Raw genomic sequence first — 22820 nt, 5'->3', positions numbered from 1 at the left:
GAGCCGCCGATTCCATTGGGTCTGCATAAAACCATAGAAATCGTCTGGCCCGGAGATCGAACCGGTCAGCCCCCCGAAACGTGGGAGGCAGGCCCCACCCTGACGGTGGTGCTGCCGACACCTTCGAAACGGGCGCTCGCCGGGAGAATCCACGTCACCGTACTCGTCAATTCGCGGGCGATGAAGGTTTTACAGGCACTGAACTGCACTTTTCTCATTTTTTAATCGGCGGGCACCGGGCGAGACGCCGGTCCGGCGGGCCGCCGCAGGGGGGTTCCCGCGTAGATGAACATCAGGTTTCGCGCTCGACCGGCGGGGACATGAGTTCAGCGCAGGGGGCGCGTCCGGCGGGCGGAGCGCCCGAGAGCGCGACGGGGACCGGCGAACACGATCGAGTTCGGCGCGAGGGTCTCGCGTTCTGGCGCGTTTCCCGCATCGCGAAGGAGCCTCAGATGACCGAGCACGAGCACACCCCGACGCCGGACCTGGTCACCGAGCACCCCGAGCAGATCCCGGGCTACACCTACGGGACGGACGCGGCCTCCGACGCGCCGCTGACGATGGAGGAGCTCGACCGGCTCAAGGAGGCGGTGTGGCTGACCGCCGACGACGAACAGGCGCTGCGCGAGGCGGCCGGGATCCTCGCCGACCAGGCCGATGACATGGTCACCGCCTACCGTGCGCGGCTGCACGAGCAGCCGTGGCTGGCCCCGTACTCCGGCCATCCCGACGGCACGCCCAACCCGGAGTACGGCGCCGCGTCGAAGCCGCGCTTCGACCGGTGGATCATCGACGCCTGCACGCGTCCCCTGGACCAGGACTGGCTCAACTACCAGTACGAGATCGGCCTACGGCACACGAAGGCGAAGAAGAACAAGACCGACAACGCGGACTCGGCGGACCAGATCCCGCTGCGCTACCTACTCTCCTTCACCGCGGTCGTCATCGCCACCGCCCGCGACTACCTCGGGGCCAAGGGCGCCTCGGCCGAGCAGGTCGACCGCATGCATTCGGCCTTCACCAAGTCCGTCATGCTCCACGTGACCGTCTGGACCCGCGCGTACGTCGACCCCGCCAACTGGTAGGCCGTGGGCCAGCCGCCGTAGCGCGACCGCCCAGGCGATGGCGGCGGTGGCGACGACCAGCAGCCCGGCGCCGACTCCCAAGCCGGCCGCCAGCACGCCGACCACGGCGGGACCGATGACCACCGAGGTCTGCCCGGCCATCTCCAGGAAGGAGTTCGCGCGGATGAGGTCCGGCCCGGTGAAGACGTCCCGTACCGCGACCGTCAGCGCGGACTCGAAGAAGACCCCGGCTCCGGCCGCCGCCGTGGCCAGCACCAGGATCACGGCCACGGACCGTACGTGCGTGAGGCTCAGCAGGAACAGCGCCACGAAGATGGCGGCCCGCACGATGTCCATCGCGACCAGCAGCAGCCACGGGTCGGTCCGGTCGACGATCGGCCCCGACGGCAGGCCGACGAGCAGGTAGCCGATGGTGCGCGGCGCCGAGGCGAGGGCGGTGAGGAGGGGGCTGTGGGTCAGCCCCAGGACCAGCAGCGGGATGGCCAGGACGGCGAGCCCGTCGCCCAGCAGCGACACGGCCTGCCCGGAGAGAAAGACCCGCGACCCGATGGCCGGCACCAGACCGGTATTTCCGCGTTCGGGCGAAGGCATCCCATCGGCGGCCGGCCGGATCCGGCGGCACGGGGCGCGCTCACGCGAGCGCGCCGAGCGCCTCGTCGCCGCGGCGCTCGAGGCGCCACAGCGACCGGTAGACGCCGGGCCGGTCCAGGAGCCCGGCATGGCTGCCGCGCTCGACCACGCGGCCGGCGTCGAGCACGACGATCTCGTCGACCGCGTCCAACCCGGCCAGCCGATGCGTGACCAGCAGGGTGGTACGCCCACGGGTGGCCGTCAGCAGGTCCGCGGTGAGCTCGTCGGCGGTCGCGACGTCCAGGTGCTCCGCAGGCTCGTCGAGCAGCAGGATCGGGAAGTCGGCGAGCAGCGCGCGGGCCAGCGCGATGCGCTGCCGCTGGCCGCCCGAGACCTGGGCACCGTGCTCGCCGACGTGGGTGTCCAGGCCACGGGGCAGTCCCTCGACCCAGTCCAGCAGGCGTGCGCCGCGCAGTGCGTCGCGTACCTGCTCGTCGGTGGCGTCGGGGCGGGCGAGCCGGAGGTTCTCCCCGACCGTCGTGTCGAACACATGCGCGTCCTGGGCGCACAGCCCGACCACGCGGCGTACGTCGTCGCCCGCCAGCGCGCGAAGGTCCACGCCGTTCAGCGACACCTCGCCGCCGGCCGGCTCGAGCAGGCGCAGCAACACGGCCGTGAGCGTCGTCTTGCCCGAACCGCTCGGCCCGACGACCGCGTACCGCCGCCCCGGGGTGAGGTCCAGGGACACGCCGTCGAGGGCGTACGGCCCCCCGGGTGTCCACCGGGCACGCAGATCCCGTGCGCGCAGGACGTACGGCGCCGATGGTGGTTCCTCCGGCCGACCGGGCTCGCGCACGGGCTCGTCCCGGTCGAGTACGGCGAAGACACGGGTCGCGGAGCGGCGGACCCGCTCCAGGTACTGCGCGGCTAGCGGGAGCCCGGCCACGGCCTCGAACGCGGCCAGCGGCAGCAGTACGACCACCGCGAGCAGCACCCCGTCGAGGCGCCCGGACCGTACCGCCGGCACACCGACGGCGAGCCCGCCCCAGACGGCGAGTCCGCCCGCCAGCGCCGAGACGGCCGCACCGGCGCCGGCGGTCGCCGCGGAGCGTGCCGCCGCCCGGGTGGACTCCCGGTCCAGGCGCGCGGCCTCGGCCAGCCGCTCCGGCGCGGCACCGTACGCCACCAGCTCGGGCGCGCCCCGCAACGCGTCGACCACCTGCTTGGTCAGCTCGCCGCGAAGGTCGGTGCCGCGGCGTTCGGCACGTCGCGCCACGGTCGCGGACAGCCAGGGGGCCAGGACGCCCGCGACCAGCAACGCCGCCAGCAGCACCGCTCCCGCGGACGGGAGCAGCGCCCAGGCGAGGCCGGCCGACGCGCCGCCGACGACGACGGCGACCGCGCCGGGCAGCAGGGCACGGAGGTAGAGGTCCTGAACGGCGTCGACGTCGGCGACGACCCGTCCGAGCAGGTCACCGCCGCGCAACGTCCCCAGCCCGGCCGGGACGAGCCGTTCGAGCCGCTCGTACACCCGTACCCGCAGGGCGGCGAGGATACGGAAGGTCGCGTCATGGCCGGTCAGCCGCTCGGCGTAGCGGAACACTCCGCGTCCGATCCCGAACGCGCGCACCGCGACGATCGCCACCATGAGCATGAGCACCGGCGGATGCTGGGCGGCACGTGAGATCAGCCAGGCCGAGGTGGCCATCAGCCCGACCCCGGCGCCGGATGCCAGCGTGCCGAACAGGACGGCCAGCGCGAGGCGGCCGCGTGCCGGCCGCGCCGACGCGACCAACCGCATGAGGCTCATGCCGCCACCCCTGCGGGCTCGACCGGGACCGTACGGCCGGCCAGGGCGGCGAGCGCTGGCCGGTGTGCGACGAGAAGCACCGTGCGGCCGTCCGCGAGGCGCCGTACGGCCTCGACGACGGCCGCCTCGCTCTCCGCGTCGAGGTTCGAGGTCGGCTCGTCGAGCAGCACCAGCGGCGCATCGCGCAGGAAGGCACGGGCCAGCGCGACGCGCTGCCGCTGTCCGGCGGACAGCCCGGTGCCCCCTTCGCCGAGCGGCGTGGCGAAGCCCTGGGGGAGCGTCTCGACGAACTCCAGCGCACCCGCGTCCCGCGCCGCGCGCCGTACGTCCTCATCGGTCGCGTCCGTACGGCCCAGCCGGATGTTGCCGGCAACGGTGCCGGCGAACAGGTACGGCCGCTGGGGCACCCAGGCGATCCGCGCGCGCCACGCGTCCGGGTCCAGGTCGGCCAGGTCGGTCCCGTCGACGAGCACGCGTCCGGCGTCGGGGCGTACGAACCCGAGAAGCACGGCGAGCAGCGTCGACTTGCCGGCCCCGCTGGGACCGGTGAGGGCGACGATCTCGCCGGGACGCACCGTGAGCGAGAGATCCTCCACCGCCGGGGCGTCCCGGCCCTCGTATCGCACCGTCACCCCGTCCAGGCGGATCGTCGCGCGCGACGGGTCGGGGACGTCGGTCCGGGTGCCGGACGCGGGAAGCGGCGTCTGGACCACCTCGAAGATCCGCTCCGCGGCCGCGAGTCCCTCGGCACTGGCGTGGTACTGCGCGCCGACCTGGCGCAGCGGAAGGTAGGCCTCCGGCGCGAGGATCAGGACGAGCAGCGCCGTCCGCAGGCCGATGTGCCCGTCGACCAGCCGCAGTCCGATCGAGACCGCGACCAGCGCGACGGAGATCGTGGACAGCAGCTCGAGGACGAGCGCGGACAGGAACGCGACCCGAAGCGTCGCCATGGTCGCCCGGCGGTGGCGGTCGGTGACCTCGCGGATCGCGCGGGCCTGGGCCTTGGCCCGGCCGAAGACCTTGAGCGTCGGCAGGCCGGCGACGACGTCGAGGAAGTGGCCGGCGAGCATGGCCAGCGCCCGCCATCGCCGGTCCATCTTCGCGCTGGTGGACAGCCCGACCAGGATCGCGAAGACCGGGATGAGCGGCAGGGTCACCGCGACGGTCAGCGCCGAGATCCAGTCGCCGAGCAGGATCCGCGCGCACACGGCCGCGGGCACCGTGACGGCGAGCACGAGCTGGGGGAGGTAGCGGGAGAAGTAGCCGTCCAGCGCGTCGATCCCCCGCGTGGCGACGGTGGCGAGCTCCCCGCCGCGCTCGCCCGAGAGCCACTGCGGGCCGAGCCGCATGACGTGGTCGAGGAGCCGGCCGCGCAGCTGCGACTTGACCGCGGCCGACGACCGGTGGGCGGCGACCTCCTGCAGCCACACGACCAGGGCACGCGCGGCGACGACCCCGAGGAGAAGCAGCATCGGCGTACGGAGGTCCGCGAGTGAGGCACCGCCGAGGAAGGCCCGGCTGATCGTGTCGGCGAGCAGCGTCGCCTGGGCGATGACCAGACCGGCGGTGGCGGTGCCCAGCGCCACGGACAGGGCGAGATAGGCACGGGTGGTCCGTGCGTACTTCAGCAGGCGGGGGTCGAAGGGCCTCACGCGACCGGCCTCGGGATGTGGTGTGTGCCGATGCGCCTGCGGAACACCCAGTAGGTCCAGCCCTGGTAGAGCATCACCATCGGGGTGAACGTCAGCGCGACGATCGTCATGATCTTCAGCGTGTACGGGGAGGAGGCGGCGTTGCTCGTGGTCAGGCCGTTCGCGGCGTCGAGCGTGGAGGGCATGACGTGCGGGAACAGCGCGAGGAACAACGTCGCGACGGCGAACGCGATGGCCGTGCCGGTACCGGCGAACGCCCAGCCCTCACGGCCGCGGGCGCCGGCGACGGCGGCTACGGCCAGCCCGGTGACGGCCGCCGCCACGGTGAGCCAGGTGACCGGCTTGCCGTACAGGAGCTGGGTGAGCAGCAGGAAGAGCCCGCCGACCGCGATCGCGGCGGTCACCATGACGCGCGCGGCCCGGTTGGCCCTGCGGCGTACGTCCCCGGTCGTCTTGAGTGCCACGAAGACGGCGCCGTGCAGGACGAACAGGGTCAGCGTGGTGAGCCCGCCGAGCAGGGCGAAGGGGCTGAGCAGGTCGCCCAGGGTGCCGGCGTACTCATGCGCGGCGTCGAGCGGCACGCCGCGTACGAGGTTCGCGAACGCCACTCCCCACAGGAACGCCGGGACGACGCTGCCCCAGAAGATCGCCCGGTCCCAGCGGCGGCGCCAGCGCGCGTCGTCTCGCTTGCCGCGGTACTCGAAGGCCACACCGCGCACGATCAGCGCGAGCAGGATCGCTAGCAGCGGCAGGTAGAAGCCGCTGAACAGCGTGGCGTACCACTCCGGGAACGCCGCGAACGTGGCGGCGCCGGCGACGATGAACCACACCTCGTTCCCGTCCCAGACCGGGCCGATGGTGTTGATGAGGACCCGGCGCTCGGTGTCGTCGCGGCCCAGCACGGGCAGCAGGACGCCGACACCGAAGTCGAAGCCCTCCAGGAAGAAGTAGCCGGTCCAGAGGAAGGCGATGATGATGAACCAGACGGTCGTGGTGGCCATGGCCTGCGCTCCTCTCAGTAGGCGAATGTGAGCGACTGCTCGGAGTCGGCACCGTCCCCGCCTGGCGGCGCCAGGACCTCGGTCTCAGACGGCGGCCCGGCCTTGACGTAACGCACCATCAGGCCCGCCTCGATGACCATCAGGACGCCGTAGAGCGTCGTCAGCGCGATGACCGAGATGAGCATGGATGTGGCGCCGACGGTCGGGGAGACACTCGACGCGGTCTTCATGACGCCGTAGACCGACCAGGGCTGGCGGCCCATCTCGGTGAAGATCCAGCCGGCGGAGTTGCCGACGAACGGCAGCGCCAGCGCGAGCACGCCGACGCGCCACACCCAGCGGTTCGACGGCAGGCGCCCGCGCCGGAGCAGCCACAGGCCGAGGAGGGCGATGAGCGCGGTGAGGAACCCGACGCCGACCATGATCCGGAAGTTCCAGTAGGCCAGCGGGATGACCGGCCGGTAGTCCCCCGGACCGTACTTGGCCTGCTCCGCCGCCTGTACGTCGTTGATCCCCTGCACCCGGCCCTTGAAGCTGCCGGTGGCGAGGAACGACAGGAGCCGCGGCACCTTGACGCTGTAGACCTCCCGTCCGCCGTCGAGCGTGCCGACGGTGAGGATCGAGAACGAGGCCGGCTGTTCGGTGGAGTACAGCGCCTCGGCGGCGGCCATCTTCATCGGCTGCTGCGCGGTCATGACCTTGCCCTGGACGTCGCCGGTGATGGCCACGCCGACCGCCGAGACGAGCGTGACGACCAGGGCCATCTTCAGCGACGACCGGAAGACCTCGACGTGCTTGCGCCGTGCCAGGTGCCAGGCGCTCACGCCGACGATGAACAGGCCCGCGGTGACGAAGGCGGCGGTGATGGTGTGCGGGAAGGCCACCAGCATCGTGGAGTTGGTCAGCACGGCCCAGAAGTCGGTGAGCTCGGCCCTGCCGGTGGCGCCGCTCAGGTGGTAGCCGACCGGGTGCTGCATCCACGAGTTGGCGGCGAGGATGAAGTACGCCGACAGCAGCGTCCCGAAGGCGACCAGCCAGATGCAGGCCAGGTGGATCCTCTTGGGCAGCCGGTCCCAGCCGAAGATCCAGAGCCCGAGGAAGGTCGACTCCACGAAGAAGGCGAGCAACCCCTCGATCGCCAGCGGTGCGCCGAAGACGTCGCCGACGAACCGGGAGTACGCGCTCCAGTTCATGCCGAACTGGAACTCCTGCACGATCCCGGTGACGATGCCCATCGCGAAGTTGATCAGGAAGAGCTTCCCCCAGAACTTGGTGGCGCGGAGGTAGTCGGTCCTGCCGGTACGCACCCAGGCCGTCTGCAGGCCGGCGACGAGCGCGGACAGGCCGATCGTCAGGGGAACGAAGAAGAAGTGGTAGACGGTCGTGATGCCGAACTGCCACCGGGCGATGTCGAGCGGGTCCATCCCGCGGCCTCCCCCATTGTTCACTACGCGACGTAGTACTACGCCACGTAGTAGATACTACGCGCCGTAGTACTACCGCGTGTAGTAAGAAGGATCACAGCGCGGGCGGTGGCGGCGCGGGCTACCGGCTGACCGGGATCCGCTGGAACTCCTGCTGCGCCGCGATGAACGCGTCCGGCCTGACCCGCAGGCCGCCGCTGAAGACGTGGGAGACGTCGAAGCTGAGGTAGACACCGAGGCCGAGCAGCGCGGCCATCACCCCCAGCGGGATCATCGTCATCCCCCGCGGCCGTGCGCCGACGAGGAACGGGAAGATCACCGTCATCAGCCCGGTCAGGGCGGTCAGGTAGAGCAGCGCGGACGGCGGCCTCGTCTTCGCGTCGAGGGCGCGCTGACTGCGAGCCGCGGAGATGGCCTGGAACTGGTCCAGGACGGCGATGCGGGCGTCTTCGGCCTGGTCGCCCCGTACGCGCAGGTCGATCACCTCGGTACGCAGCGTGTCCAGGCGCGCCCAGCCGGCCGGATCGAGCCGGCCGTGCTTCATGTCGCTCCACTCGTTGCCGATGACGAACCGGACGTAGTCCCGCATCCCGGCCTGCACCCGGGGTCCGACCGGGGCGGGCAGCTCCGCCGCCGACCAGTACGCACCGACGACCGCCTGGCTCTCGGCATGGGTGTTCTGCCGCGCCGCGTCGGCGGTGGTCCACGGCACGACGATGGCGATCGCGAACGCCATCAGGAACAGCGCGGACAGCATCGCCCCGGTGTGCTTGGACGTCGTGCCGTCGTGCTCGCGGTCATCGGAGCCGTGTCCCCACTTCGCGAACAGCCGCGCCGCCAGGATGACCACGCCGACCGCCGCGACCACGGCGAGGAAGCTGACGAGCATGAGCGGCTCCGTAACGTCACGACGCGTGGAAGGGGCGCCACAGGCCTGTGGCTTACCGTCATTTGACTATCACGGCCAGTGACAGAGGTGAAGTCCGAACGGACCGGAACGGGAGACCGCATCCGGCCTCGGGCTCCACGCGAAGAACATCCGGATCGGCCGCATCGCGGACCGGCCCTTTTCGGCGTCAGCGGCCATTTACACAATCCCCGGATTCGGAAGATAATCGACCTTTCGATCATCTTTCCCGGGAGATGAAGCGATGGACAGCAAGGCGCGGAAGGCGCACTTCCTGGCGCAGAGCGGCCGGAAGGAATTGACCCCCAAGCAGCAGAAGCGCCTGCGCAAGAAGGAGAACAAGCTGCTCAGCGGCAGGAAGCGCAGGTAACGCCTCCGGCGTACCTCGCCATTCCGAGGGAGGCGGCCCCCTCTCGCGGGGGGTGTTTCCCCCTTCTCGCCTCCCGATCCTTGTCAGTGTGAACACCACACTGAGATCGCCCGAAGCGCACGACGACCTGCGGGCCGTTCGACGGACCGCCTACGCCGCGTTCGCCTGGGTGATGGTCTTCCTCGCCTGGCACGTCGTCTGGGTCGCCACCGGTCTCGCGGTCCCGTCCACCGCGGAGCACCACGGGGGAGCGCGTGTGCTCATGTGGGTGTCCACGGTGGTCGTCCTCGTCATGGTCGCCGTCGGGACCGTGCTTCCGCTGGCACTCGCCCAGGCGTGGGGCCGCCGGATCCCCCGGCCGGTGCTCGTCTCCGCCGCGTGGACCGGATGCGTCCTGCTCGGTGCCCGCGGACTCGCGGGCGTCGCCGACGACGTCGTCCGCGCGACCGGGATCCTGCCGAACGGGCTCACCGGGCTGACGATGGAAGAGGTGTCCGGCACGGCGCACCCTTCGGGCTGGGAGGTGCTCGCCGGCGGCAGCACCGATCTCCTGTTCACCGCCGGCGGACTGGCATTCGGGCTGGCGGCCATCGCCTACCAGCGCGCCGGGCACCGCCGGGCCTCGTAGCGAGCAGGCTCCACCGCCGAGACGATTCTCAATCGGGTTGTCAAGGCGGTGTGGGGTCATGCGGCCTTGGTGGTCGGGGGTGTGAGTTCGTAGCAGCGTCGGTCTCGGATGAGGGCCCATAGGACGTTGACGCGTCGTCGTGCGAGGGCGAGGACGGCTTGGGTGTGGAGTTTGCCTTCGGCGCGTTTGCGGTCGTAGTAGGTGCGGGATTCGGGGTTGTAGCGGACGCTGATCAGGGCGGATGTGTAGAAGACGCGGTTGAGGTCGCGGTTGTAGCGGCGCGGGCGGTGGCGGTTGCCGCTGATCCGGCCGGAGTCGTGGGGGCGTGGGGCCAGGCCGGCGTAGCCGGCGAGGTGGTCGGCGGAGGCGAAGGCGGTCATGTTTCCGCCGGTGGCGGCGAGGAACTCGGCGCCGAGCAGCGTCCCGATGCCGGGCATGCTGGTGATCACTTCGGCCAGTTCGTGGCGGGCGAACCGGTCTTCGATCAGCGCGTCGGTGTGCTCGATTTGCTCGGTGAGCCTCAGGACATGCTTGGCGAGTTCGGCTGTCAGTCGTGCGGCCATGTGTTCGCCGGGCAGGACGGCGGTCTGGGATTGGGCTGCGCGGATGACTCGGTCGGCCAGGTCGGCGGCGCCTTTGCGTACTCCGTTCTCGCGGAGCCAGGACGTCAGCTTCTCCGGGGTCAGCCCGCGGATGGCGGCGGGGGTGTTCGCGCCGGTGAGCAGGATCAGGGGGCCTTTGTGGGCCAGGTCCAGGGCGCGTTCGATGGCCGGGCAGACGTTCAGGAGTTGGTCACGGAGCCGGTTGATCGCCCGGGTCCGGTCGGTGACCAGGTCTTGGCGGTGGGCCACCAGCATCCGCAGCTCGGTGATCAGCCCATCCTCATCAAGCACCGGCCGCAGATCGCGGCGCATCCGGGCCTGGTCGGCGATGACGGCGGCGTCGCGGGCATCGGTCTTGCCCTCACCGCGGTAACCATCGGCCGCCCGGTTGACCATGTGACCGGAGAGGTAGAAGACCTTCTGGCCATCGGAGAACAGCAGCGTCACCAACAACGTGGCGCCTCCGGTGCGCACATCGATCGCCCAGATCACCTCGCCGGCCAATGCGCAGACCTCGGCTATCAACTCCAGCAGGTCGGCCTCATCATTGGCCACCCGCCGCGACAGCAGCCGCCTGCCCTCAGAATCGATCACCACCGCGTGATGATGAGCTTTGCCGATGTCCACACCGGCCCACACCTGCTGCAACGCCGTCTCCCTGGCTCGACTTGCCATCTGTTCCCGAAGACGACCTCGCCGGCGCATCCCTACACAGCGACGTGTTCGCAATTCTCAATCAGCGGCCAGGGTCGTCGCAGGGGCACCGGGCGGCCAATCGTCCCAAGCCACAAGCGGCAGACGGCAGACAGCCACACCCGGCACCCCCGGGCGCCAGCACCCTACGACGGCCCGAGCAACCCACGATCAAGGTAGGGACGGCAGACGGGGCCGGCACCCTGGCGGGCTCGCGAGACCGGTGCCGATGGGTCAGCGGGACGCCTTCACGGCGTGCCGCGTCTCGGCCGCGGAGTCGCCCAGCCGGAGCGCCAGGGCCGGGCACATCTCGATCGCCTGCCGGGCGTCGCCGACGAGCCGTCGCGGTACACCCGCGTTCGAGATGACGGGGAAGCCGTGCTCGTCGAGCTGGATCAGCTCCGGGACCAGGTGCTTGCACAGGCCGTGGCCCGCGCAGCGCGTCCAGTCGACCGTCATGCGAAGGCCGGTCTCCTCGGCCTCGGCGGTCTCCATCGCGATGAGGTCCTCGGCGATGGGGAGCGACCCGCGTACGGGACGCCCGCAGGTGCCCTTGGCCAGGTGCACCTTGACGTCGGCGGCGAAGGTGCTGAGCGCCGACGTCACGAACCGGGCCGAGCCGTCCGGGTGTTTGCAGGCACCCCGGCCGACCACCGTCTGGGTCCCCTGGGACACGGCGGACAGCGCTTCGGTGGTGGACCGGCCGGCCACGAGGCTGTTCAGGGACCGCGCGATGGCGGGCAGGCCGAGGCGGCACGGTCCGCACTGCCCGGCCGACTCGGCGCCGAGGTAGGCCGCCACCCGTGCCACCTCGCCGAGCGGGCAGACGTCCTCGCCGAGGGTCATGATGACGCCGGCGCCGAGGGCTCCGCCCGCCCGTCCGATGCTCTCGCGTGAGACGCACGCACGGTTCGCGGCGGCGGGGGTGATCCACGCGCCGTGGTAGCCGCCGACCAGGACGCCCTGTCCGGTCGTGGCCTGGCCGAGGTCGAGCACCTGCGCCATGGGCACGCCGGCCGGTGCCTCGATGACACGGGGGAGCCCGTCGGCGCCCCAGACGGTCAGGAGCACCGTGCCCGGTTCCTCGGCCGTCCCGACCGCCGAGTACAGATCAGGGCCGAGCTGTGACACGAGGGCGAGCTGCGCGTACGTCTCGGCGTTCGACAGGAGCGTGGGCAGGCCGTCGACGCCACGGTCCGCGGCGCGTACCTTGCGGCCGGGCGGCAGCGCCGGGCCGCCGTTGACGCCGTTGACCAGTGCCCCGCCCTCGCCCGTGACGAACCGCTCGGGCAGCTGGACCAGGCGTACGAAGTCGCGCAGCCCGCTCTCGAGGACGGCGCTGCGCAGCGAGCGCGCCGCCGGTCCCGTGTCGGTGAGCCCGATGACGACCTCGCGTGCGCCCATCGCCTTCGCGGCGAGCATGGCGCCGTCGAGGATCAGGTGCGGCGTATGGGCGAGCAGGAACTTGTCCTTGGCGCTCGCCGGCTCGCCCTCGGTCGCGTTGACGAGGACCACGGGCTGGCAGTCGCGGGTGCGGGCCGTACGCATCACCGCGGTCAGCTTGCGGGCGAACGGGAAGGCCGCGCCGCCCCGGCCCCGCAGGTGCACCGCCTCGGCGATGGCGGTCAGGTCGCGCAGGCGCCGCTGGCGGAACTTGCCGTGGATGGCCCGGTGGGTGGCGCCGTCGACGCGCTGAAGCTTGTCGAGCCCACGCCCGATCCGTATCGGGTTGAGATACCGGAACTCCGTCATCGTCGATCACCGATCCAGCCGGCCGTCTCGTTGCGCAGCGAGGTCCAGAACTCCGCGTCCGGCACTTCGTCGACCGGCGGCGAGCTCCCGCGCGGGGTCGCCGCCTGGGCCGCCGTGCGCTCCGGCGCGCGGGCGCGGAGCATGCGCCGGTCCCGCGCCAGCCGCGGGAGCCGGCTCGCCGCCGCGGCCATCACCAACACGAAGCAGATGACGTAGCTCCAGGTCACCCACCACTTCGGGGGCCGGCCCGCGTTGAGCCCGTGGATCATCGCCAGCGGCCACATCACGTACGCGAGGACGTGCACGGCACGCCACACCCAGGGCCGCGAGCCGCTGACGAAGCGGCCGCGTGCCAGCCCGGTGGCCAGCACCACGATCAGAAGATCACTCGCGATCGTGCCCAGGCCGACGTACAGGACGCGGCCGTGGCCTCCGGCGAACGGGATGACGGCGTCCAGGACCGTCGCGTGCGCCTCCATGATCTTCAACAGGATGTGCGCCACCAGGAAGCCGACGGCCATCAGCGCCATGGCGCGGTGCACCGCCTGGGCGAGGATGCGGAACCGGATCGGCACGAGGCGCTGCGCCGCGCCGACACCCGCCGCGACGGTCGCCGTCAGCGCGACCAGCGCGAAGACACCCGAGAAGAACTCCAGGAAGTCCTGGAGCCACATGACCGCGGCGGCGCCCGCGTGGGTACGCGACGCCACGACGGCGCCCATCAGGAGCAGCAGCGTGATCAGCAGGGGCCAGAGCCGGCGCCCGGTGTCACGGGCCGCCGTCTCATGTCTGGTCATCGATGCCCTCGGGCGGGATCTGCGGACCCTTCGGCGACTTGGTCGGTGAGTGCTTCGGGCTCGGCTCCGGTGTCGGCGACGTGATGACGCCGAAGTTGAGCAGGGGGTTACCGGCCTCCACCCGGAGCCCGTCGCGCTCGGCGAAGATCTCCGAGGTGCTCTGGTGCAGGGTCCAGCCGCCGAGCTTCACCCCTTCGAGCGGAAGCGGGCCGTCGACGTTCCGCAGGCCGAAGCGTACGAGGCGGTGCGGCGCCTGGCCGCCTCCGCACGGCTGGTCGGTGCTCGTGCGTCCGAGGTAGTCGCCCTGCTGGACCAGGCTGCCGTCCGGCACGTCGGTGATCTGGTCCAGCTGGTAGTACACCGCGGCGGTCCCGTCGTCGCCGATCACCATGACCAGGCCGTGGTCCGGGCTGGAGGAGCACAGGCGGTAGAGCCGCCCCGTACCGGCGGAGAGAACCCGCCCGTCTCCGCCGTCGAAGGAGGATCCGAGTTCGGCGGGCAGCAGGGTCCAGGACTGACCGGCGCTCCAGGGCAGCATCAGCCCGTCGTCGGCCGGGTCCTTGGGGGACTTGGCCTTCACGGGCGTGACCTTGGCCTTCTGGGACGCGGACTTGGCGGACGCGTCGTAGCGCTCCAGTGCGGTCCGCTCGCCGCCGGGCAGCACCGAGGTGGGCGCCTCACGCAGCAGGGCGGGGAAGTCCGGGGTGCCGGCCAGCGCGATCTTCCAGCTGTCGCCGGTGGCGTGGGCCAGGTAGAGCGAGGACTCCGGTACGGCGGTCGTGCCCTGCGGAGGAGGGATGACCTCGGTGCCGAACGCCCAGCGGCGCTGTGAGCCGAACCGGTTGACCCGGACGACCGGGGCCGCGATCTTCTGGGCGCCGTACTCATGCCGCGCGACGGGCCCGCGCTCCTTCAGCGCGACCTGCTGGACCAGCTTGTTCAGGACGTGCGCGGGGCTGACCGGCTTCGGGCTCGGGCGGTGCTTGGAGGGTTTCGGCCGTGGCTTCGCGTGCCCCGGTCCCTGCGCCACCGGCTGCCGGTGCACGGAACCGACGGGGAACATCTTCTGCTCGATGATGACGGCCAGCATCATGCCGACCGTCACCACGACCACCATCCCGAATCCGGAGACCCGGTTGGCCAGGAAGAGAACGGAGCCGAACCTGGATGACGGACCAGATTCCGCGGCCTTCCGATGTCGGCTGGGCATCGCCCACCTCTCTACGAGAAATGTGATCCGAACCGATGAGCCTGGAGTGTACGAGTTTGAGGTGTTTTGCGGCACTAAAGATCACTAAAAAGGTCTTGGCAACTTGCGTGACCCCGGTTACGCACGGGAGCAGGGGTCCACCGGTGTCACCACCGGCAGGACCCCTGCCCCGTGCGGAACCGTTGGCCGGTCCCGTCGGATCAGTGCGTGAAGACCTGGAAGTCCGCCGCTCTGACCTGGCCGGAGATGGCGGCTCCGGTCACGCAGTCGGTCGGGACGTTCGGGTCGTTCGTCTGCTGGCCCGCGTAGTCCGGGTTGCCGCTGCACTGCGACGCGGCGACCTCGAAGCGCAGATGGGTGGCCGTGGTCCTCGGGATCGTGAAGGACCGCATGGTCAGGTTCGGCGCCACCGGCCGCGGCCTGGCCGCCGGGAAGGCGTCTCGCGGACTGGTGTACGCGAGCCGGTAGTCCTTCGCCTGCGAGCAGTCGACCGTGGCCGTCGCCGTGCACGCGAGCACCTTGAACGACCGCAGCGCGGTGAAGCGGTTCTGCGTGGCGGTGTCACCGCCCGGGTCCTGCGCGTTCGCGGGCCGCAGCAGCCCGCTGACCTGGACCCGCCGCACGTGCTGCGGTCCCTGTCCGGCGAGCCGCACCGTGACCTGCTTGCCCGCCACCGGCGTGGCCTGCGCCCCCAGGGAGGCCCAGGTCGTGCCCTCGTCGTCGTCGATGAGGGCGCCGAGGTCGACGCCGTCACCGGTCGCCGTCGCGCCCGCCGCCGCCGAGGCGACGTTGCGCGAGAGCCTCACCTGCACCGTACGGTGCGAGCCGGACGACACGTGGGCGGTGAACCGGGTCATGCCATGGCCGGGAGCCTGGGCGACGAAGGAGTAGTTCCCCGCCACCATGGCGGCCGTGTCCGTGAGGGCACTGGCCGCGTCGGTGTCCGCGACCGGCACCGCGCGTGCCTGGTAGTCGCCGACGAAGACCCGCGCGTTCGGCACCTGGGCACCGGTGTCGTCCACGACGCGGAAGCGTACGGCGGCGTTCCTGGCCTTCGGCGAGGCGAAGCCGGGCGTCGCGTCGGTGTCGGCGTTCGTGTTGCTGACCGCGCCGTCACCCATGCCACGCCCGGCGAAGGTGTTCCACAGCAGGTCCTGGTCGGCTCCGCCGAAGCGGAGCTGGTCCGCGGCGAGCATCGCGTCACGCGCGTCCAGCATCGACACGTCGCCGTTCGCCATCAGCAGCCAGGCGTCGTAGACGAGCTGGATCCACCGCCGGTCGCCGGGGCACCTGGCGACAGGTGTCCTCCCCTCGGCGCACGACTTGCTCAGGGCGGTGCTGCCCGCGCCGTACCGCTTGATGAACGCCTGGCGGAGGTCGTAGTTGACGCCGTTCCAGATCTCACCGTCGGCGTGCACCTCGGGGCCGGTCAGGTCGAAGCCGAGGTCGCTGTAGTTCAGCGGATTCTTGGAAAGGTCGTAGTCGCGGATGCCGCGCACCTTGTTGCCCGTGACGTACTGGCCGGTGACGAACGGCGACTGGCCGTGCGGGACGAGGTCGTTCGCCGCGAGGTACTCCATCGCGTCCAGGTCGGACCACGACTCGCCCATCGAGCCGGCCTGGAAACCGCTGAGGCCGCGGTCCGGGCCGGCCACCATCCGGTTGGAGATGGCGTGGGTGTACTCGTGACCGATCACCGACATGTCGTAGTCGCCGTCAACGCACGGGGAGTAGAAGGAGCCCGCGATGGCCTGCCAGAGGTACATGTTGGTGGTCGGTGGCATGCCGTCAGGTCCGGTGGACTGGTTGGCGTTGTCCCGGATCAGGCTGGTCGCGACCCGCGCGCCCGACTGGGAGTTGCCGTGCTCCGGGTCGGCGCCGAGGCCGCCCTTGCCGAAGTTGTCGTCCTGCATGTTCCATGCGGTCTCGGTGAAGCCGAGGTTGTAGGAGAAGTCGTGCATGCGGTTGTGCATGGCCTGGAGGTTCGTGTCCGCGGCGTCGATGTCATTGCGCTGCGGGCTGTCGAAGGCGGCCGGTGAGCACTTGGAGGCGTACCACTGGTTCGTCCAGGGGTAGGTGTACTCACGGTCCGGGCTGGGGGTGGCGAACCCGGCCAGGTTGAAACCCCGGCCGGTGGCGTCGAGCCAGTCCTGCGCGGCCCACTCGTTGTTGCCACGGGTGGTGTGCGTCGACTCGGTCGCGCTCACGCTCGGGTCGACGTCCCAGGGCAGCGGCGAGGCCGGGTTGCCGACGACGCGGTCACAGCCGCGCGTCTTCGTGAAACACCAGGTCTCGCGGGTGTCGCGAGAGCGGTAGTCCGCCGAGGGGTTCTCCGGGAAGGCCTTCCACTGCGGGTCGTCGGCCTCGTCGACGACGTTGTCCTCGCGGATGAGGACGTCGCCGGACCGGGCGTCGACGTAGCTGGTGTAGGCCTGCGCGCCGTTCGGGTCGTTGTCGCTGACGGAGACCTCGTAGGCCGCGCGTACGCCGCCCTGCGGCATCGGTACCGCGACGGGCTTCACGCTCTGCGTGCCGCTCAGCCCGTCGGCCGAGAAACGGCTCCAGCCGCCGGAGGATCCCTCGGCGGTGACGGTCCCGCCGTTCAGGGCCGCGTCCCGTATCGCGTTCTGCAGCGCCTGCTTCTCGCTCAGCGTGGCCGGGGCGGGGGCCGGGGCGTCCGGGGCCAGCGTCGAGCTGACCAGGTAGACCTTGCCGCCCGCGACGCCGACCGCGGCCAGTCCGTCGTAGCCGGCCGGAAGGTCACCGAAGTGCTGCCTGAGCAGGACCGACGATCCCGCGCCGATCGGGTTGACCGCCACGACCTCGAGGGAGTCGGCGGCCTGCTGCGACAGCCCGAGCAGGTCCCGGTGCTGCGCGATGTACGTGCGGGCCGCCGTCGCCGGGTCGGCGGGCAGGCCCTCGGCCAGCGCCTTTCCCTGGGGCGTCAGGTTGGCGGGCGTGCCCAGCCTGTTCCACCGTGCGGTGACCTTCTGCCGTACGGCCAGCTCGCGCTGGGCCGCGGACGGGGCGCGCAGCCCCGGGCGCAGGTCACGGTCACCGGCGCTCTGATGGTGCGACGGGTCCTTCGGCACGCCTGGTGGAGCACCGGCCGCCACCCCGTTCATGCCGACGCCGAAAAGCGCGCTCACCGCCGCCACCGCGATCAGTCGACGGGTCCTTGCTCTGCTGCTTGCTCTGCGCACGGCTGTACCACCTCAGGGGTCACGAAAGACGGGGGAAAAGAGCGGCAATCGCGATCGGCCTATCAGGCACTTCGAATACAGCGGGCTGGCTGCACGGTTGGCCGTGTCCACCCGCGGGACGGTGCGGAGGAAATACGTTACGTCGGCGCGGTCTGATGAATAATCCGCAACCTGACGCCGCCGCCTCCCTTCACGCCCGGTAAATCCGTGGGGAGCATAAGGCGGCGATAAATGAGCGTCAACGCTCGAAATCGAGAACAAATGATTACTGGTAGTCATAACCAGAGGTCAGGACCGTAACGGACCCATGACTCTACGAACGCGGCCGGACTGTGCCATCGTGATCCGACAACGAGCGCTTGGAGGGGCGAATGCGTGCTCGCCATCTGCGCTGGAGCGCCGTAGTGATCGGTCTGCTGATCACTGGATGTGACACCGCGCAGCCCGGGAGGCACGAGGACTGCGTGCCCGTCTCCACGCCGGGCACGGCGCGTCCGCCGAACGCCGAGGCGACCGGCCTGCTCGCCCTGGGGGTCCCGAAAGGCCAGGTCGGCTCGTACAAAGGGGCGGGTTATGTCGTCCTGGTGCCCGACTACGGAAAGGGCGTCGACCCGGCGAACCGGCGGAGGATCGACCAGACGAGCCCTGGAGTTCCCGGCGAGCCCGCGAGCCGCGGCGGCTTCGGCGAGGCGGTCGCCACGGGCGACTTCGACCACGACGGCCATACCGATCTGGCGGTCGGCACGACGGGCGTCGGGCGCGGGCCCATCCACCCGGGCTCGGTCACGATCGTGTTCGGCGCCCGCGGCGGCTCGTACGGTCAGGCGGTCACTCTTGCCGTGAGTAAGGACTGCTGGTCGTTCGGCGGCATCCTTTCCGTCGGCGATTTCAACAACGATTCCTTCGATGACCTCGCGGCCGAATGCAATGCTGGCACGGTCCAAGTGATTTATGGCGCGGCCCACCTTCGCCTGCGCTCGCCCGAACGCGCCGACCTCGACTCGGGTCCTAAGGAGCCGGCGGGAATCACCGGGCTCGCGACCGGCGACGTGACCGGCGACGGTTACGACGACCTCGTCGCGGAGACCGGCGTCGACGACCCGGCAGACGCGGGGTACGAGATCAACGTGATCGCCGGTTCGGCGCGCGGCCTCACGCCGAAGAGCGGCAAGGACCTTAGCCCCCGTGTTGAGAACCTGACCGACCTGGGCGTCGGCGACGTCGACCGGGACGGCCACGCCGACGTCGTCGTGAAAAACGGCTCCGAGGTCACCGTCTATCCCGGCACCTCACGCGGCCTGGACACGGGCGGCGCCTACGTCGGTTTCCGTAACCGAGGGCTCATCAACTCCCTGGCGGTGGGTGACGTCAACGGCGACGGCCATGCCGACGTGGCCCTGGGGGCCGCACAGGGCGTCGGAGGGGTCACGGCGGGCTCGGTCACGGTGCTCTACGGAGGGGCGAGCGGCATCTCCGGCACCGGCGCGCAGGTGATCGCGGAGGGGAAGGACGGCGCCCCCGGCGTGGCCGGGGACCGAGACGGTCTCGGCAGGACCGTGGCCCTCGCCGACCTCGACGGCGACAGCCGGGCCGAGCTCGCCGCGTCGGCCCCGGCGGAGGGCAACGGGCGCGGTGCGGTCATGGTCCTGCGCGGGACGGCCGCCGGGGTCGGCACGCGGGGCGGGGTCATGATGTGCGGCGCACCGCACACGAGCCTCGGCGGCGTACTCGACGGCCGTCCGTATCCGTAGTCAGACGACCGACACGCGCATCTCACCGATGCCGCTGATCCGGGTGTCCAGCACGTCGCCGTGGCGGATCGGCCCGACGCCGGGTGGCGCTCCGGTGAATATGAGGTCGCCCGGAAGCAGCGTCATCATCCTCGACGCGTAGGAGACGACCGCCGGGACGGGAGTGATCATCTCCTTGGTCGTGACGTGCTGGCGGTGGTCGTCCCCGTTGACGACCAGGTCGATCTGGAAGCCGCCCGGGTCGCTCGCCTCGTCGCTCGTGGTGATCCACGGCCCGACCGGGCTGAAGGTGTCATAGCTCTTGCGCCGCGAACGGTCCCCGGTGCTGCGGACGGTGATGTCGAGCCCGATCGTGTACCCGAACACATGGGCGAGGGCCTCACGCTCGGGGATGTCCTTGCCTCCCTTGCCCACGACCACGACGAGCTCGGACTCGTGGTGGATCTCGTGGCCGGCCTCGACCTCGGCGGGCGGCAGGACGATGTCCTCGCGCGGCCCGCTCATCGAGGACGGCGCCTTGAGGAAGACGTCGAAGTTCATCATCCACGACTCGACCCCGCCGAGCGTCCGTTCCTGTACGCCGTGCATCTCCTCGACGTGCGCCGCGTAGTTGCTGGCACAGGCCACGATCTTGGAGGGGTTGAGCGCCGGGGCCAGCAGCCGTACGCCCTCGGCCGGACGTGCCGTCCCACGGGCCGCGGCCTCCTCCAGGCCGGGGCGTACGGCGTCGAAGTCCCGGCAGAGCCGCCGCCACCAGCCGGCCGTCAGCGGGTCGGCGTCGTGCGGCCACGGCAAAGCCTCGGTCACGTCGACGATCCCGTCAGCGGTGACGGCTCCGAGACGCCGGTCATCGAACAGGGCGAGCTTCACGGTGCTCCTTGTTTCACTGGGGGACGAAGGTGGAGGTGACGTCCTGCGGCGCGTCGAGGGTCTGCTCGCGGTAGATGCCGAGCGCGCGCAGGACCGGTGCGTCGCCAAGGGTGAACAGGTCGGCCGTCTCCTCGGCACGGTGCTCGACGGCCGACCAGGACGGGACGACGAACATGTCGCCGTGCTGCCAGTCGAACCGCTGGCCGTCGATGACGCTGTGCCCGGTGCCGCGGTGGACGACGAAGATCTGGTTGCCGGAACGCCGGTACGGGGTCGTGGACCGGCCGGCGACCAGCCGCCGCATTCCGCAGGCGAGGGTCGGCAGCACGCTCGCGCCCGAGCGCGGGTTGGCGTACTCCACCGCGACCGTGGCGGCGTCGGGCCGTGCGGCGGCGCGCCGGTCCAGCTCGGCGGCGGTGTCCGTCCAGCGGTAGACGAGGAGGGGTGAGGCGGTCTGGTCGAGCGCCTCGGTGACCTGGTCGTCGGCGAACCTTCCCTCGGCGGTGCCGTACGCCGCCACCGACCGGTTGTGCGCTCCCTCGATCGGCTGGCTGTTCTCCGGGTGGGGCTCGAAGAAGATGCCGTCCAGGGCCTGGATCATCGGCAGGTCGAGGCCGTCGAACCACAGCATGGACGCGTCCGAGGTGCTGGAGTGGTCGTGCCAGGCCCAGCCCGGCGTGAGGACGAGGTCCCCCGGGTGCATGTCGCAGGCGTCGCCGTTGACCGTGGTGAAGACGCCCTCCCCCTCAAGGACGAAGCGGATCGCCCCCGGCGTGTGCCGGTGCGCGGGCGCCGTCTCGCGTTTGCCCAGGCACTGGACCGCGCCCCACAACGTGCCCGCGGCGTACGGCTGCCCGCCCAGGCCGGGGTTGCGCAGGCTGAGCACGCGGCGCTCGCCGCCGCGCTCGACCGGGATGAGGTCGATGGCGCGTTCGGCGAGGGGCCGGTAGGTGTTCGCGGACCACAGCCACGGCACCGCCTTCGGGCGGGGAACCGGGGTGAGCAGCTCGCCGGTGACGGTCCACAGGGGAGCCAGACCGACGGCGTCGACGTCGCGGTAGAACGCGTCCAGTGCCTGGTCGGTGTCTATCGTCATGGGGAGGGGACCTTCCATCCGGGGGGTTCAGGCGGCCACGGGTGCGGTGAGCACTCTCGACCGGCCGCCCAGGCTGAGCGCGACCAGGCCGCCGATCGCGGCCGCCACGGCGACGGCGACGAACAGCACCGTGTTGTCGTCGTGGAACCAGCCGAGCAGCCAGCCGCCCATGTACGGGCCGAGGATCGCGCCGACGCGGCCGACGCCGAACATGGCGCCCGTACCGGTGCTGCGCACATGTGTCGGGTACGACTGGGCGCACAGGTTGTTCAGCACGAACTGGCCGCCGACGATACCGAACCCGGCGACCACGACGAGGACGATGTTGATCACTGTGGCGTGGATCGCCGCGATGAGCGCCACCGCGACCGTGGCCAGCGCGAGCAGGTAGACGAGTCCGCGCCGCATGTTCGTCCAGCCGCGGTCGTCGAGCAGCGCGATGAACAGGCCGCCGGCGACGCCTCCGATCTGCAGGAACGCGCCGAAGGAGAACGAGGTGCCGAAACCGTTGCCGCGCGCCTCCATCAGCGTCGGCATCCAGCCGGACAGGCCGTAGATGTCGAAGAGCACGAGGAACGCGCAGGCCCACAGGGCGATCGTGGTGCGCCGGTACTCGTTCGACAGCAGAGTCTTGAAGATCTCCACCGTACGGGCACGCTCACTCGGCCGGACGAACCGGACACCGGCGTACGCCCGGTCCCGGCGCGCGCGGGAGAGCACGGCGCCGGCCTGCTCGTGACGGCCGCGCATCACCAGGAACTGCACGGATTCGGGCAGGGTGAACCACAGGACCAGCGCGAGCGGGATGGACAGGCCGCCGAGCCAGTACAGGACCTGCCAGCCGTGGGCGGGAGTGAGCCAGATCCCGGCGGCCGACGCGAGCACGCCCCCGAAGGCGTATCCGGAGATGCCCAGCGTGCCCATGCGGTTGCCGCTGGCGGCCGGGGTGAACTCATTGATGTACGCGGTGCCCAGCGGCATGATCACCCCCAGGCTCAGGCCGGTGATGCCGCGCAGTGTCACGAACGCGGCGAACGAGTCGGCCAGCGTGGCGGTCAGCACGCTGAACACCCCGGCGAACGACAGCGCGAACAGGAGCACGGGCCGGCGACCGTACCGGTCCGCGATCGGTCCGTGGGCGAGGGCGCCGACCGCGAACCCGATCAGCCCGGCGGACACGAGGAAACCCGTCTCGCTGTGGCTCAGGCCCCACGGCTTGACGACGTAGTGGATGACGTAGGACGGGTTGAGCGTGTCGTACCCGTCGAAGATCGTCGCCGCCATGATCGAGACGATGAGGGACCAGTGGAACGGCGACATGGTTGCGGAGCGGAGCTCTTCGCGGGCGTCCGGCTGGTTGCCGGGGCCGGCGTCGGGGGCGGCCATGGGAGCCTCCTTG

General features: G+C 71.0%; 17 protein-coding genes and 1 pseudogene. 4 read left to right on the top strand and 14 right to left on the bottom strand.

All coding sequences use genetic code 11. The features are described 5' to 3' along the window. Positions 1-452 precede the first annotated feature (452 nt). A complete protein-coding gene (locus tag FB559_RS45665) occupies positions 453-1085 on the top strand; it encodes a protoglobin domain-containing protein (RefSeq protein WP_246121979.1) in 633 nt (210 codons plus the stop codon). Positions 1086-1112: 27 nt separating this feature from the next. Here FB559_RS45665 and FB559_RS23800 read toward each other — a convergent pair. The 6 genes and pseudogenes from FB559_RS23800 to FB559_RS23780 all read right to left on the bottom strand — a co-directional run. Next, positions 1113-1676, bottom strand: a pseudogene (locus FB559_RS23800) (MFS transporter); the annotation flags it as partial. Between the two features lie 40 nt (positions 1677-1716). Beyond that, the gene (gene cydC / locus FB559_RS44800; RefSeq protein WP_221640148.1) at positions 1717-3465 is read right to left on the bottom strand and encodes a thiol reductant ABC exporter subunit CydC; all 1749 of its coding nucleotides are present in this window, start codon (positions 3463-3465) and stop codon (positions 1717-1719) included. After that, the gene (gene cydD, locus FB559_RS44795) at positions 3462-5117 is read right to left on the bottom strand and encodes a thiol reductant ABC exporter subunit CydD (protein ID WP_221640147.1); all 1656 of its coding nucleotides are present in this window, start codon (positions 5115-5117) and stop codon (positions 3462-3464) included. The genes cydC and cydD overlap by 4 nt, the downstream gene beginning before the upstream one ends. Then, positions 5114-6118, bottom strand: coding sequence for a cytochrome d ubiquinol oxidase subunit II (cydB, locus tag FB559_RS23790; protein WP_141957787.1), 1005 nt, complete (start codon positions 6116-6118; stop codon positions 5114-5116). Before cydB ends, cydD begins: the two co-directional genes overlap by 4 nt. Positions 6119-6132: 14 nt before the next feature. Continuing rightward, positions 6133-7542, bottom strand: a complete 1410-nt coding sequence (locus tag FB559_RS23785) for a cytochrome ubiquinol oxidase subunit I (protein ID WP_141957785.1) — start codon at positions 7540-7542, stop codon at positions 6133-6135. A 121-nt stretch (positions 7543-7663) separates the two neighbouring features. Further along, positions 7664-8431, bottom strand: a complete 768-nt coding sequence (locus FB559_RS23780; protein ID WP_141957783.1) for a bestrophin-like domain — start codon at positions 8429-8431, stop codon at positions 7664-7666. 262 nt (positions 8432-8693) lie between these two features. Between FB559_RS23780 and FB559_RS46275 the strand changes: the two genes are divergently transcribed. Both FB559_RS46275 and FB559_RS23775 read left to right on the top strand, forming a co-directional pair. Continuing rightward, positions 8694-8819 (top strand): hypothetical protein, encoded by a 126-nt coding sequence (locus FB559_RS46275; RefSeq protein ID WP_281286284.1) that lies wholly within the window; start codon positions 8694-8696, stop codon positions 8817-8819. 88 nt (positions 8820-8907) lie between these two features. Further along, on the top strand, positions 8908-9447 hold the full coding sequence (locus FB559_RS23775; protein WP_141957781.1) for a hypothetical protein: 540 nt from the start codon (positions 8908-8910) through the stop codon (positions 9445-9447). A 56-nt stretch (positions 9448-9503) separates the two neighbouring features. Here FB559_RS23775 and FB559_RS23770 read toward each other — a convergent pair whose 3' ends face one another. From FB559_RS23770 to FB559_RS23750, 5 genes are all read right to left on the bottom strand, one after another. Next, positions 9504-10724 carry an IS110 family RNA-guided transposase gene (locus FB559_RS23770; RefSeq protein WP_246121622.1) on the bottom strand — a complete coding sequence of 407 codons (1221 nt, stop codon included), beginning with the start codon at positions 10722-10724 and terminating at the stop codon, positions 9504-9506. Between the two features lie 252 nt (positions 10725-10976). Continuing rightward, entirely contained in the window at positions 10977-12494 is a 1518-nt protein-coding gene (locus FB559_RS23765) for an NADH-quinone oxidoreductase subunit NuoF family protein (protein ID WP_141957779.1), read from the bottom strand. Continuing rightward, positions 12491-13291: a ferric reductase-like transmembrane domain-containing protein gene (locus FB559_RS23760; protein ID WP_141957777.1), complete on the bottom strand. Its 801-nt coding sequence runs from the start codon at positions 13289-13291 to the stop codon at positions 12491-12493. The genes FB559_RS23765 and FB559_RS23760 overlap by 4 nt, the downstream gene beginning before the upstream one ends. Beyond that, complete coding sequence (locus tag FB559_RS23755) at positions 13278-14501, bottom strand: hypothetical protein (RefSeq protein WP_141957775.1); 1224 nt, start codon at positions 14499-14501, stop codon at positions 13278-13280. Before FB559_RS23755 ends, FB559_RS23760 begins: the two co-directional genes overlap by 14 nt. Before the next feature lie 200 nt (positions 14502-14701). Then, positions 14702-17650 carry a M36 family metallopeptidase gene (locus FB559_RS23750; RefSeq protein ID WP_221640146.1) on the bottom strand — a complete coding sequence of 983 codons (2949 nt, stop codon included), beginning with the start codon at positions 17648-17650 and terminating at the stop codon, positions 14702-14704. Between the two features lie 425 nt (positions 17651-18075). Between FB559_RS23750 and FB559_RS23745 the strand changes: the two genes are divergently transcribed. Next, on the top strand, positions 18076-19455 hold the full coding sequence (locus FB559_RS23745; protein WP_141957773.1) for an FG-GAP-like repeat-containing protein: 1380 nt from the start codon (positions 18076-18078) through the stop codon (positions 19453-19455). Here the strand turns inward: FB559_RS23745 and FB559_RS23740 are convergent, their stop codons facing one another. The 3 genes from FB559_RS23740 to FB559_RS23730 are packed head-to-tail and all read right to left on the bottom strand — an operon-like array spanning position 19456 to position 22807. Continuing rightward, the gene (locus FB559_RS23740; protein ID WP_141957771.1) at positions 19456-20325 is read right to left on the bottom strand and encodes a fumarylacetoacetate hydrolase family protein; all 870 of its coding nucleotides are present in this window, start codon (positions 20323-20325) and stop codon (positions 19456-19458) included. It abuts the gene before it with no gap. A gap of 13 nt (positions 20326-20338) precedes the next feature. After that, entirely contained in the window at positions 20339-21421 is a 1083-nt protein-coding gene (locus tag FB559_RS23735) for a cupin domain-containing protein (protein ID WP_141957770.1), read from the bottom strand. Between the two features lie 27 nt (positions 21422-21448). Further along, positions 21449-22807: an MFS transporter gene (locus tag FB559_RS23730; protein WP_141957768.1), complete on the bottom strand. Its 1359-nt coding sequence runs from the start codon at positions 22805-22807 to the stop codon at positions 21449-21451. Between the last annotated feature and the right edge of the window lie 13 nt (positions 22808-22820).

Source organism: Actinoallomurus bryophytorum, assembly GCF_006716425.1.
Lineage (GTDB): Bacteria > Actinomycetota > Actinomycetes > Streptosporangiales > Streptosporangiaceae > Actinoallomurus > Actinoallomurus bryophytorum.
The sequence above is the reverse complement of the archived record's forward strand: the minus strand, read 5'-3'. Positions and strand labels throughout refer to the sequence as shown.